We start from the raw sequence: 13,705 nt of genomic DNA, 5'->3' as shown, positions 1-13,705 counted from the left end.
TATGTATAAGGGGAGATTATCAATGCATAAACCATCCTTAATCGCTTATTCGCCATATGATCATCATATCTATACAAAAATAATGATAGATCCGATGTATATGCAAGTTTCACCAGCTGTAGTCCCTTTACAAATGCAGCAGCCACTAACAGCTCATATGCAACATTACTTATATGGATCTTCATTTTATGAAAATCCATATTTTAAACACTTTCATTACAATGTGAAAGCGCAAGTTTGGGAAGGGTAGGAAGCTAAAAGGTTCATTCTTTTAGCTTCTTTTTTATTGTGAATATTCGTACACGCATTTGAAAAAACAGTTTATAATGAAAAGTGGAAGCGTGAGAAGGAGAGGGACAAAGGATGTCAATGCGTTTTACATTTTGGATTATGGTTGGGATTGTAGCAATTTCTGGTTTATCACAAGGAATGCTCTTACCTGCCATTGCAATGATTTTTGAACAAGAAGGGGTTAGTTCAAGTATTAACGGTATTCATGCGACGGCATTGTACATCGGGATATTAGTTATTTCGCCGTTTCTTGAAAAACCGATGCAAAGGTTTGGAATGAAGCCAATTATTGTTATAGGTGGGTTTCTCGTTATTATTTCATTATTCTTTTTTACACAAACATTTTCATTTTGGGTATGGTTTATCCTTAGATTTCTAGTTGGAGTCGGAGATCATATGCTTCATGTCGGAACACAAACATGGATTACGACAACATCGGACCCAAGTAAAATAGGGAGACAAGTATCGATATACGGTGTATTCTTCGGAATTGGTTTTGCCGTTGGTCCGTATTTAGCAAGCACTGTACAGTACGGTCTTGCAACGCCATTTATTATATCTACTATACTTTGTCTAATAGGTTGGCTGTTACTATTACCAACAAAAAATGCATTCCCAGCGCAAGATGAAAGAGAAGTGAAGAGTGAATCATCATTTTCTCGTTATAAACAAGTTGTTGGATTAGGATGGATTGCGTTACTAGGACCACTTGCATACGGTGTACTTGAGGCGATGTTAAATAGTAACTTACCAGTATACGCACTTCGTAAAGGGTGGTCTGTTTCAGATGTATCCTTCTTATTACCAGCATTTGCAGTTGGGGGTATTATTACACAGATTCCGCTCGGTATATTGAGTGATAAATACGGAAGGGATCGTATATTAACCTGGACGTTTAGCATAAGTACGGGCATTTTTCTACTTGCCGCCGTATTTGATCAATATTACTGGATCGTCTTTGCCTGCATGCTTTTAGCGGGTATGGTTATTGGATCGTGTTTCTCTTTAGGGCTTGGATTTATGACTGATTTATTACCGAGACACTTACTACCGGCAGGTAATATATTATCCGGAATCGCTTTTAGTTTAGGAAGTATTATGGGGCCTGTATTAGGCGGCGTATTTATAGAAAAAATACAGTATACAAGCTTTTTTATTGCGGTTATGATTATAATGGGAATTCTAGCAATGTTATACATGGTCTACATGAAGAATCAATTCGCATCAAGAAAAATAGAAAGTAGGTTAGGGCATGACAAAACAACCTAATAAAAAGAAATTTGAAGTACTTGAAAATGAAACAATTACAGACTGCTTAGCACGTATGGAACAAGAAGGCTACGCTCCGTCTCGTCGTATGGAAGAGCCGATCTTTCATGAAGTAAAGAAAGACGGCAAAACAGTAGTTGAGCCGTGCGGTAGGAAGATTGTTTTTGAAGGGAAATTGAAGTAATCCAATAACAAATTCTCTTTATCGTATAGAGCCATCCAATAGCTGGGTGGCTTGTTTTTTTATTAATCAATGAAGGAAGGAATTAATTAAAATGAATCTCCCTTTCATTTCTCCTAATTGGCTTCATTATATGGGTCAAAAGATTGCTACTTTTTTCGTATATTGGTAAAATAAGTTCTTGGGTCTTACTTATTGTTATCGGTATAATGTTTGTCGCTTAACGTAAAGAAATTAGTTACAAAGATTCCATAATATTTAAAGGGGGTACAGCAACGATCCCCTCTTTTTGGAGCCACTCACAAACGTAAAGCAAGAGAAGAGGCTATATGAACTATTCTTCTATCTTGTTTAGATTAAACGAGTTACTGCAATTGGAACAGGTATATGAAACTAGTCGACATCCTGATGGAATTGATAGATTGCTAGAGAATGGAAAATGATTATCTGTATATTCCGAAGCAGATGTAACAGAGTGTCCTTCCATAATTAAGGGTAAAACCAAAATACGTTGTTTTAAAGAATGATTTGTTAGAACTGGTTATAAGTAATAAAACAGAAAAGAGGATCACATGTTAGATACTTTACAGAGAAGTAAAAAGTTTTTTTTATTATGCCTTATTTTTTTAGTGCTTTTAACTGCTTGTGGTAATACAGATGTTAAGACATCTAAAGCTTCATTACCACCGGCTGAATCTAATATAGATATATCATTAAAAGCACCAAATTGGGTAGAGAAGAGTCCTATCCAACAGTCTCCTAATTTTACGGAAGATAAAAAAGTAAAATCGGTTGTGAATTTAATAGCAACGGGTGATAATTTATATCATGACGCAGTAATTAAAGATGGCAAACAAAAAGACGGTTCATATGATTATAACTATATTTATGAAAATATCAAAAAAGCTGTTAAATCAAGTGATCTTGCTATCGTGAACCAGGAGACTCCAATTGCAGGAAATAATCTAAAAGTACAGGGATATCCGACTTTCAATACACCTGAAGAAGTAGGCCAATCTTTAGTGGACACTGGATTCAATATAGTGACTCAAGCGACAAATCATGCTATGGATATGGGTATTAAAGGTGTTGCGAATACAAGAGAATACTGGAAGAAATATCCGGATGTTATCCCAGTAGGCATTAATGGGAGTCAAAACGAGCGTAATGAAATAAAAACGATTACAAAAAATGGTATTCGCTTTGCGTTACTAAATTATACATATGGTACGAATGGAATTAAAATTCCAGCTGATAAGTCTTGGGCTTTAAATTTAATTGATAAAAAAGCGATACAAAATGATGTGGAAAAGGCAAAGAGTAGCTCTGATATGGTGATTGTTATGGTGCATTGGGGAGTAGAATATACCTCAACACCTTCAAAGCAACAAAAAGAAGTTGCTCAATATTTAACAGATTTAGGTGTAGATGTAGTAATTGGAAATCATCCACATGTAATTCAACCAATTGAGTGGAAACAAAATAAAGATGGACATGAAACGCTAATCTATTATTCTCTTGGAAATCTTATTTCTGCGCAAGAAAAATTAGAAACATTGGTTGGAGGACTATCTTATATACAATTCGTCAAGTATGAAGATAAAACTTTTGGTATACGACAAGCGGCAATCGTACCGACAGTAACCGACTACGCTGATGGTAAGAAACAATTTAAAATTCAATTTTTAAAAGATTATTCGGATGAAGAGTCTAAAAAACATGGAATTAAAAAATTTGTCGGCCCCGTTTCTTTGAAGGATTTCAAGGAGATTCCTAGAGACGTGTTGGGAAATTGGTATAAAGACTAATAAACAAAAAGGGAATGAGATACAATTAAAAAATTTATAATTTTAGCATTGGTATTGGCAATGGGATGGAGTCTTGCTGCTTGTAGTGGAAAGCAAACATCTCAGGAAACTACTAATAATAACGATAAAAATAAAAAAGAGATACATGCGAATAAAAAAGATGTTTTACCTATCTCTGATCCTAATGATTGGAGAATTATTCTTGTAAATAGAGAGCATATGTTATCAAAGGAACTAGGAATTGAATTAACAAGTATTACCCAAAATGCTAAGCCGAATATGAAAATAGATAGTAGAATTGCAACTTCCTATCAGGATATGGTAGCGGCTGCAAAAAAAGAGGGAATCAATCTTTATTTAAGATCAGGTTATCGAGCTATAAAATTACAACAAACGTATTATGATGCTTCAGTTAAAAGCTATAAATCGCAAGGTTTGTCGGATAAAGAGGCTAGTGCTAAAGCATTGGAATATCTTCAGTATCCTGGTGCAAGTGAACATCATACTGGATTAGCGTTAGACATTATTTCAGTTGAATGGCAGAATACTGTAGAAGATTTAAATGCAAAATTTGAAACTACCGATGCATTCAAATGGTTAGATAAGAATGCTGCAGAGTATGGATTTACTCTCCGCTATCCAAAAGATAAAGAGAATATTACTGGCATTAAGTATGAGCCATGGCACTATCGTTATGTAGGAAAAGAAGTTGCTGTTTATCTAAAAGAAAAAGGGTTAACTTTAGAAGAATATAACGAAAAAATTAAGTCTGGTAAGTAAAAATACACTTTGATTCTATTAAAAAGTCAGATTTGGAGGGTGTGTTAATCTTCCTCCTAGAATTACGAAAACTGTGTATGATAATGTAAGCACGTATGAACCAGTTATCGTGTGAAACGATGTATGTATAAAAAAGTTACATTTATAAAAGAAGCAATGAAAAAGGATCTGATATTCATATCAGATCCTTTTTCATTCACAACATAGAATACTTACTTAACTAAGCTTTAAAGACTGCCTGCTTTTCAGGTACTATAATAGTAACCTCGCTTTTTTATTTTGGATGTTCGTTTTTCTTAGCTTGATAGACATGTGGAAGTAGTTCAAACAATGCGATTAGCATTTTTTTGTTTGCATGATTTGTGCACCGGATATTCACTATTGATTTCAGTTCAGTAATAACGAATTCTACAATAGATGACAGAACGTATATTTGGTATAATGGAAATATACTACTTAAAATAATGTACATGAGTTATAAAATCTATGTAAAGAGGTAAGGACTACATAACAATAACTAAATGTAAAAGTTCTAGTACATATAGGATTCAGTTCATGTTAAGCAAATTCGTTATGAGAAAGGAAAAGATGTAATGAATCAAATTTCATTTGAAGATTTATTTGAAGACGAAAAAGAAGATAAAAAAGAAAAGGTAGAGGTAGCCGAAATACCTGCACCTTTATCAGCATTGCAAAAAGATATATTGGAATTAATGGATTCTGAAGAAATAAGTGCACTGGAGCTATGCGAACAATTAATACGATCTGGTAAAATATCAGATGAAAGATTTACAACGAATAAGCCAAAAGCATATGGAAAAGTATGCTTAGCATTGGAAGGTTTTGTTACAGAAGGAAAGCTTACTTTTGTTAAAAACGATGAGAAAAGAGATAGGGTGTATAAAGTGAAAGAAGAAATTTCTAACATATAAGTTGTAAAGAGGGAAATGAATGATTTTTAGGGAGGTAGTCCATTTTCTACTTCTACATAAAAAAAAGGTGCCAATCTTTCTTGATTGACACCTTTTTTAATAATCTAACATCTAACGTATTTACGTTTGAAACCAACTCTTCCTCTATCGACTTCTTTCTGAATACTTTCGGAAGCATTTAACAAACTGCTTTTTTTATTATCACGTTTTACTTCAACTATACCAACTTCTTTTGCAGTCTCGACTGCTTTTTCGTGTAGTGGCACATATGAAATTGCTACAGTATTTATAAAATTATTCATAGCAGATTTTGTTCGTTCTGGCGCAGCATGAATTGTATTTTTTATAATTTCAAGCATATCGGAAATTTTGCTTTCGGCAAATTCATTGTCTTTGCGATTTCCTAAAAGCCAGCAGTAGCAACTCCAGCCCGCTGACATTCGTAGCTCATCCCCACTTGCAATCCATTTATCCGCAACGTCTTGGGCGATAGTTGACTCCGATAAAGTTACTGCTACCACATAATCAGATAGCATATAAAAATATGCCCCGTCCATCCAGCGATCAAAATCAGACTCATTCATAGCTTTTGGATCTGCAATAATGCCTGCAAAGTACATAGCATCGTAGTTACCTGTAGCATAAAGTTCCTCAGCTAACTCTTGATTTACTTTTATTTTCTTAGCGATTGGTTTCATAGCACCTGTAGCTACGCCAAAAACCGGCTCGTGTGCACCGTTAGAGATGTATGTTTTTTTTGTTCTTTCCTTACCAAGGGCTTCAAGCTCTTGCATGACTGTTTTAAAATCCATAGCTGTGCACTTCCTTCCTTAATATAAGTAATCATCTAGTTTATATATTTTCAATTCTAATACTAATCGTATGTGAGTAGGATGTCTACTTTCTATAATATTCCCGTATTAATTTTGAAAGCCTAGCTATTCATACTTATGAGGGTACTATATTAATGTAAAGGGAGGGACAATACGGATGTAAATAATATTTTATCTTTGGCTCTTTCTCTGTATTATCATGTTATTTTATAATAAGGAAATAAATAGCATTTTAAATTAAGTATGTGAGGTTAGTTATAAATGATAAAGAAATTTACTAGAGTAGTATTAACTATGGTTATGCCAATCAGTCTTATTACAGGTTGTGGAGCTGCTGAAAAAACTGAAGCACAAAAGCCGAAAGGGGTACAAAAGGAGAAAAAGGACTATACGGATTACTCATATGGTAGCAAAGGTATACTAGTAAGCGGAAAAGCGAAAGAACGGCAACAATACGAGATTGGATATATAGATGATAACAAGTTAATTGGGATTGATGAAAATATTGAAGACTGCATTATTTTAGATAATAAAGATGAAGTAGGTCTCATTTGGAAACAAATAGAGCGTGGATCTATTATTGAAGTGCAATACGGTAAGGATCGCAATGATATTGTAGGCGTGCAATTCGTAGGAGATCGTGAGCCATACGAAATTAGTGATAAGTTTGATCGAAATACGATAAACGAAATTGTCGGACAAGTTAAAGATAATTTGTAATAGTATATAATGTGAAAGAAATAGCATTTACTATAGCTATTAAAGTGTGGATTGTTGAAAATGCTTTTGACGGTATTGGTAATTAGTTGTAAAATAATTTTTGTTGACGGATTTTGTAAAAAGTATGTTAGATGAAATTCATTTGTAGGTATGACATATAAATATTTTCTTAACGGGCATAAAATAATATAATTTAAATATATAAATAAAAAGAAAATATATTAGAAGTACATAATAGATTCGTATTTTTAAAATTAATGTGACAACAAAAGGAGGTTGAGATATATACACGGCGAAAATGTGTGTATATCTATTTATAATAATGAATAAGACAATCAAACAACAAGTAATCGCACTATCAACAAGTCTGGTGATTTTAGGGAGTGTACCTTTATCAGCATCAGCAGAAGAGATAAACAAAGCTCAAACTGATCAACTAAATATTGCCCAAGGAGAACATGGAACGAGCGGATTAAATTATTCTAATTTCAAGTTGGAAGTTCCTGATTATGTACAAGTTAACGAAGCAGAAGTATCTGAAAATGAAAAAATGCTTTTAGAAGAATATAAGCATAAACATGATGAAACAGAAGAATTAAACAAAATGAAAGATGCAAAGAAGGGGCAAGTAGCAGAAAAGGAAGCTATTTTAAATATTGAAAAGGCATTTGAATCTGTAGATGGTCGAAATGATGGATCTGATCGTCAAATGAAACCTGTTGCAAAGCCAAGAGGTATTCAATATAGTGCACCGAGTACGAAGAAATATGGAACACTTGCAGGAGTTCCATTTGTAGAGTGGATTGTTCCGGCAGGAAACTCTGATATTCGTCCTGCAAATCCGATGAAAGCACGTTACATTACAATCCATGAGACGGCAAATACGGCCGCTGGTGCTAATGCTGAAAATCATGCGAAATATTTGTATAAACAAGCAACAGAGGGGACGTTCCGAACAGCTTCATGGCATTTTACAGTAGACGATAAACAAATTTATCAACACTTACCAACAAACGAAAACGGTTGGCATGCAGGAGATGGAGATGGATCAGGAAACAGGGAGTCTATCGGTATCGAGATCGCGGTTAACCAAGACGGTGATTACAATAAAGCTTTAGAAAATGCAAAACGACTTGCGGGTTATTTAATGAACAAAGAAGGAATTGGTGCAGATCATATTTACAAGCATCAACAATGGAGCGGGAAAAAATGTCCTGACATTTTAATTTCACGTGGTAATTGGGCTGGTTTCGTACAAGGAATTCAGTGGTATGCAAATATAAATGCGCAGATTGATACTCCTTTACAAGATAAAAATGACTCATTTAATCCAAATGAAAATAATCCAGCTGAACCTAGCATGGAACTAGTGGTAAATGGTAGTGGCATCAATGTACGTAGTGATGCGGGTATTGAACATCGTGTTGTACGTAAAGCTTCAAACGGAGATCGTTACAAAGTATTAGCGGTTAAAAATGGTTGGTATAAAGTAGGTAATGGAGAATGGATTTTCTATGACCCAAGTTGGATTAAAATTAACTACAATGTACCAAAGGAAGAGGTACAAAAGCCTAAGGAAGAAGTACAAAAACCAAAAGATGATATTACAGGTGGCTGGTTTGAAGGGCATATTCGTAAATTAAACAGTCTAGGTATTATGCAAGGCGAAGGCAATGGTGTATTTGCGCCATATCGAAATGTAACGAGAGCGGAGTTTGCGAAATTAATCTCGAATGCTCTTAAACTACCAGAGGGAAATAAGTCATTTGTAGATATTAATGAGGCACATCCATCACTTCATGACGGTATTAAACGTTGTGCAAGTGCAGGAATTATTAATGGTCGTGGTGAAGGGGTTTTTGATCCTAACTCACCAATTACTCGTGAAGAAGTATCTATTATGATTGACAAAGCATTACGATACAAAGGAATTACAGGTGAGTTAGTAGCATTACCATTTACAGATAAGCATTTAATAACATATAAAGAATCGGTTCAACGATTATACAGCTTAAAGGTAGTTAATGGTGTTGGAAATAATGAGTTTGATCCCCGAGGTACAGCGACTCGTGGTCAGGCAGCTGCTTTTATTGTGAAGATGTTAGATTCAATGCAAAAATAAAACTTTAATCAGTGGGGCCACTCGCGTTGCAATCGAGCAGTTTATTCACCGAATTTTGAAATGAGGGTTTTACTGCCTGCAAATAGCAGAATAAATTGTATGTAGAAGCTGACATTGGTAGAAGTAAAAAATAAGAAGAATTTGAAAGGAGCTATCCAAAATAATAATTTGGAATAGCTCCTATTTAGTAGGAAGAACAAATTGTATTTCATAGATTGTAATGCAGAATGCCCTTCCAAGCCCCTCATAAGCCCCTCATAAGTCCCTACCAAGTAATAAATCACTAAGAAAAAACAAAAACAACTACAAGAACAAAACAAGCACGAAAAAATGAAACCGGCGTTGTAGTAGTAAAAAAAATTGTAATTCGAATGCCAAAACCATTCCCGCATTCCTATTTTTATAATGAAGGATTAAAATCTTCCTATTTACTAGCAAAGAGTGGAGGGAAACATATGGCGGTATACCGTAATGTGCAGGTGAACTTTTGGCAAGATGAATTCATATTAGATTTAACGCCAGAGGAGCGTTATTTTTACATATATTTGTTAACTGGTACGAAAACGAAGCAATGTGGTATTTACATATTACCGAAGCGTGTGGCAGAGCTTGAAACAGGTTATAGTATGGAGACTGTTGAGAAGTTGCTAAACAGGTTTGTTGAGTATGGAAAGATTTTATATGATACGGAAACGAAAGAGGTATTCATAATAAACTGGTTACACTATAACCCTATTTCAAATACGAATGTAGAAAAGTGCGTATTACGTGAGTTAAAGACTGTAAAAAGTAATGAGTTCATACATATCTTTTTACGTAAATGCCTTGAAGAAGAATACACGATTCCATTATTATTGCAGCATTTTGGTATGCCAAAAGAAGAGGATAATAGTAGTTCACAAGTAGTTATTGAAGAGAAAGAAGAAGCGGAAGAGGTAGAAAGTATAGAAGAGAACGTTCCAAATAGTGAAGTTTATAAGTTTTATGAACAAAATATTAGTAGTTTATCCCCATATATTGTGAAAGAATTGAAGAATTGGATACAAAGATTTTCTGGAGAGAAAGTGTTAGTGGCACTTAAAATTGCGTTTGAAAATAATAAGAAAACGTTAGCTTATGTGAAGGGGATTTTGAGGAATTGGTGTAGCAAAAAGTTAAAGGATTTTAGTGGGGAGAAGTGTGTAATGGGAAGTTTAGAGAGAAGGAAATGTATGTTGAGTAGTGTATTTTAATTTAAATTAATTTAATGTAGAATGTACGTTCGTTTTTGTGGGTTTTATGCTATACTACCATTAAATAAGGGTATTTTTATAATAGATAAAAAGATGCGGGGGTACAAAGTTTGACTACTAGTACATCTGAGTTGTTTCAATATATTAATATGATAGAAGAACAGGAACAATTATCACTACGATATTTACAGACAAAAGAAGAAGAGATTTTAAAAGATATTGAACTAACGACGATTCGTGATCAAAAAAGAAGCGATTTTGCGGAGCGATTTATAAACGATTTTAGGAAAGTACATAAACAAGATCCGGGTTTCTTTCGGTTATTTTATCATATACTCGAGGAGCAATTATTAAATGTTCTTGTAGTCCGTTTTGCGCATGTCAGTTTTTCTAAAATGAAGGTTTATTTAGAAAAAAGTGCACTACCTTTGGACAAACTTGTAGCAATTGCATGTAGGTATTTATCTAGTATTTCAAGTTACGTCAATGAAGCAGATGTTTTTCTTAGAGAGTTAACAAAAGAGAAACCGAACTATATAGAGGAACAATTACATACTTTACCAACTAAGCAGCAATTAACATTACTTCTCGTAATGTTTGATGTAGAGTATGAAAAGTTTCGTACATATAGTTCTTTATTGAATGAGAGGTTAGAAGAACATACAGAATTTATATTGAAACTGCTAGGGGAAAAGGAAAAGGTTGAAGCAGTTAAACGGTATTTAAAAGGTGAAGATGATAGTGAAGTATTTATAGGTGGGAATTTACCGGAACATATTTGGCGGCTATTATTTTGTGTTCATAAACATTCGAATGTTGCGAGGCGATATATTGAGATATTGGCGAAGAAAAATGTTTGGGGTTTTATAAACTATGCAACACGTTATATGTGTCACACTCTCGGTCAGTCTCAAAACCACAAAAAAACTGGTAGTGTAAATAGAGAAACATATGAAGAAATTCAAAGTTTTTGTACACAGTTTTGGATTTCTAAGGAAAGATTTTTTGCGCATCGTCTAAGGCAACATGATTTGAATAGTGAGGATTTTTGTAAGACGTATGAATATGAATTGCTATGCTTTATGTTGGAGGAAAACCCTGAATTTATTCAACAAACTTTGCAATATGTAAGTAAAATGAATTATCTCATCATCGCACGAACGCTAGCCGAAAAAGGATATGAGCTAAATAGAGGGAAAATGCGAGAAGAATTTTTTGTTGCTGCTTTGCAAATTAAATTGTCTACAGTGCGGGATACATATTGTGATTATTTACTAGGGAAGTTGTCACTTGAGGATATAAAGCAAATACTTAAAAATCCGAAATATAGAAGTATGTATTGGGGTATGCCGGTGTTAGAGGTTGCGCTTCTTTGGGATATAGATGATGTAGCGAAAAGGGAAGCTGTACTTACACTACAGTTTGGAGATGATGATAGTGTTAATTTATACGAACTTCTTTACGAATGTTCTGTCAGAGGAGTAGAGCCGAAACAAGTATTAGAAGATCTGCTTTCGTATGGGTTAAGTAAGGAAAAACTTATCGCTTATGCAGTTGAAGAAGCTGCATGCTACAGTGAAGAGAGAAATAAGGCGAAGGAAGCGCTTGTTTGTGTAATTGTAAAAGAACAAGCATATATAATTGAACGGTTTGATGAGTATTCTGCTATGGCAAAAGCATATATTTTAGAAGAGTTAGCAAAGGATAACATGGTTAAAATGCGTCCGATTTTAATTAAAAGCTTAGGAGATTCATCTAAAAAAATGCGTGAGTCTGTAGTTAAACTGCTTTCAAAAGATATAGAAGCTGCAGCAGATGTAGCAGTTGAACTTCATAATAAAAAGAAGATTGTTCGTGAAAATGTGATGAAAATACTAATAGAGTATAAGCTTGAAAAATATACGAAACTTGTACAGGAAGCTTTGCAAGAAAGTAAAAATGCATCTTTCGCAGGAAAATTGTCGTTTTTATTTCAAACGGAGGAAGAAAAGATCGAAGAACTATGTGCACGTATTTTAACGGAACAAACAAGAAATTCACTTCTGCAATTGATTGGGGATGAGCCACAAATCCGTTTACGTGACTCTAATGAAATTGCTGATGCTGCAATTCCGTTAGCCTATTTACAACAGTATATTTCAGATGCTGTTATTGAGAAGAAAGAAACGGCAGAAGTAATTGGTAGAGCTTTAAATGAAGAGGACTTAAAAGAATATGTGCAAACAATATATCAAATATGGATTTCTCAAGACGCAGATGTGAAGAAGCGTGGAATTCTTTCGTTATACGGAATGTATAGTGACGACAAAATGGTCGACATACTTATAAAGCAAATTGATGAATGGGTGCTTCAAGTGAGAGGAAAGATAGCAGCGGATGCCGTTCGTGCTTTAGGTTTGTCTTCATCTAAGCTTGCACTTATGTCTATTCATGCAATAGCATTTAAATATAAACATAAGCAAGTACGTAATGCAGCAAAAGAAGCCCTAAGTCTTGCTGCGAAAACACGTGGTATAACAGAGGAAGAGCTGGAAGATCAATTGGTGCCGGACCTTGGCTTTACTATACATGGTGAAAAGATAATTGATTTCGGGAATCGAAGTTTTACTGCCATTTTAACTACAGAGTCAAAAATTGAATTAGAGACAGAGGAAGGAAAACGTATGAAGTCACTTCCAAAGCCGAATGCAAAAGATGATGTAGAAAAGGCTGAAGAGGCTAAAAAAGAATTAGCCTCTTTAAAGAAGGAGCTCCGAACTACTCTTTCAATGCAAAAACAACGATTAGAAGCGGCACTTTCGTTAAAGCGTTATTGGTCACATAATGCATGGAAGTCTGTATTTATGGATAATTCAATTATAAAGCAATTTTCTATTTCACTCATTTGGGGTGAGTATAAGGAAGGGAAGTTGCTGAACGCATTCCGTTATGCAGAAGGTGGCGTGTTCTGTACAATTGAAGGGAAGAGTTATGAACTTTCATTTGGCACTGTTATTGGTTTCGTTCATCCGTTAGAATTGTCTGGGGCGGAGAAGGAATTATGGAAAGAGCAATTAGAAAGTGCGGGAATTGTTCAGCCGTTCCTACAAATTGAGCGTCCAATGTTTGTAGTAGAAGAGAATGATGAGAGTGCTATTGAGAGATTTGGTGGTATTTTACTAAATGGTCGTTCGTTATTCGGTAAGATGACGAAGCTTGGATGGATCCGTGGATCTGTTCAAGATGGCGGTGTGTATTATACATTTTACAAAGAAGATACTTGTAACGGATTAGGAGTGCAATTGTCATTTAGCGGAGCGCTGATTGGTTATGAAGATGAAGAAGATGTATGTGTATTTGACATTCAATTTTATAAAGCAGGTACAGTGAATCGTGGTTCATATGAGTACGATGAAATTGATGATGAAAGACGCATTGTACCAAAAGAAGTAGATAAACGCTTCTTTAGTGAAATGTTATATGATGTGCAAGTAGCGACAGGTGCAAATCTTGGGCATAATGAAAGTTGGCGTAGCAAACGATAAGAAAGACCCCCTT

At 34.6% G+C, this 13,705-nt stretch carries 11 protein-coding genes; 10 read left to right on the top strand and 1 reads right to left on the bottom strand.

Features of this window, described 5'->3' with window-relative positions:
* The first annotated feature begins 22 nt into the window (after positions 1–22).
* The 6 genes from MHH27_RS16740 (at position 23) to MHH27_RS16715 (ending at position 5,261) form a co-directional block, all read left to right on the top strand.
* On the top strand, positions 23–250 hold the full coding sequence (locus tag MHH27_RS16740) for a hypothetical protein (protein ID WP_000549497.1): 228 nt from the start codon (positions 23–25) through the stop codon (positions 248–250).
* Between the two features lie 113 nt (positions 251–363).
* Positions 364–1,560 carry an MFS transporter gene (locus tag MHH27_RS16735; protein ID WP_000062798.1) on the top strand — a complete coding sequence of 399 codons (1,197 nt, stop codon included), beginning with the start codon at positions 364–366 and terminating at the stop codon, positions 1,558–1,560.
* Positions 1,544–1,744, top strand: coding sequence for an NETI motif-containing protein (locus MHH27_RS16730; protein WP_000166303.1), 201 nt, complete (start codon positions 1,544–1,546; stop codon positions 1,742–1,744). Before MHH27_RS16735 ends, MHH27_RS16730 begins: the two co-directional genes overlap by 17 nt.
* A 569-nt stretch (positions 1,745–2,313) precedes the next feature.
* On the top strand, positions 2,314–3,549 hold the full coding sequence (locus MHH27_RS16725) for a CapA family protein (protein ID WP_340943415.1): 1,236 nt from the start codon (positions 2,314–2,316) through the stop codon (positions 3,547–3,549).
* Positions 3,550–3,597: 48 nt separating this feature from the next.
* Positions 3,598–4,329 (top strand): M15 family metallopeptidase, encoded by a 732-nt coding sequence (locus MHH27_RS16720; protein ID WP_000241993.1) that lies wholly within the window; start codon positions 3,598–3,600, stop codon positions 4,327–4,329.
* A gap of 593 nt (positions 4,330–4,922) precedes the next feature.
* The gene (locus MHH27_RS16715; RefSeq protein WP_072939051.1) at positions 4,923–5,261 is read left to right on the top strand and encodes a DUF3895 domain-containing protein; all 339 of its coding nucleotides are present in this window, start codon (positions 4,923–4,925) and stop codon (positions 5,259–5,261) included.
* A gap of 104 nt (positions 5,262–5,365) precedes the next feature.
* On the opposite strand, the gene MHH27_RS16710 is transcribed toward MHH27_RS16715, so the two are convergent.
* A complete protein-coding gene (locus MHH27_RS16710) occupies positions 5,366–6,073 on the bottom strand; it encodes a DNA alkylation repair protein (RefSeq protein ID WP_098015227.1) in 708 nt (235 codons plus the stop codon).
* A 282-nt stretch (positions 6,074–6,355) separates the two neighbouring features.
* Between MHH27_RS16710 and MHH27_RS16705 the strand changes: the two genes are divergently transcribed.
* From MHH27_RS16705 to MHH27_RS16690, 4 genes are all read left to right on the top strand, one after another.
* The gene (locus tag MHH27_RS16705; protein WP_090977585.1) at positions 6,356–6,814 is read left to right on the top strand and encodes a hypothetical protein; all 459 of its coding nucleotides are present in this window, start codon (positions 6,356–6,358) and stop codon (positions 6,812–6,814) included.
* Positions 6,815–7,136: 322 nt separating this feature from the next.
* The gene (locus MHH27_RS16700; protein ID WP_025117791.1) at positions 7,137–8,936 is read left to right on the top strand and encodes an S-layer homology domain-containing protein; all 1,800 of its coding nucleotides are present in this window, start codon (positions 7,137–7,139) and stop codon (positions 8,934–8,936) included.
* Between the two features lie 455 nt (positions 8,937–9,391).
* Entirely contained in the window at positions 9,392–10,168 is a 777-nt protein-coding gene (locus MHH27_RS16695) for a DnaD domain-containing protein (protein WP_090977587.1), read from the top strand.
* A gap of 110 nt (positions 10,169–10,278) precedes the next feature.
* Positions 10,279–13,692, top strand: a complete 3,414-nt coding sequence (locus tag MHH27_RS16690; RefSeq protein WP_340943412.1) for a DUF4132 domain-containing protein — start codon at positions 10,279–10,281, stop codon at positions 13,690–13,692.
* Positions 13,693–13,705: the final 13 nt, after the last annotated feature.

Origin of the sequence: Bacillus sp. FSL L8-0152 (genome assembly GCF_038006365.1) — a bacterium.
Lineage (GTDB): Bacteria > Bacillota > Bacilli > Bacillales > Bacillaceae_G > Bacillus_A > Bacillus_A cereus.
Note: the sequence above shows the minus strand (reverse complement) of the source record. Positions and strands in the feature narration are given on the sequence as shown.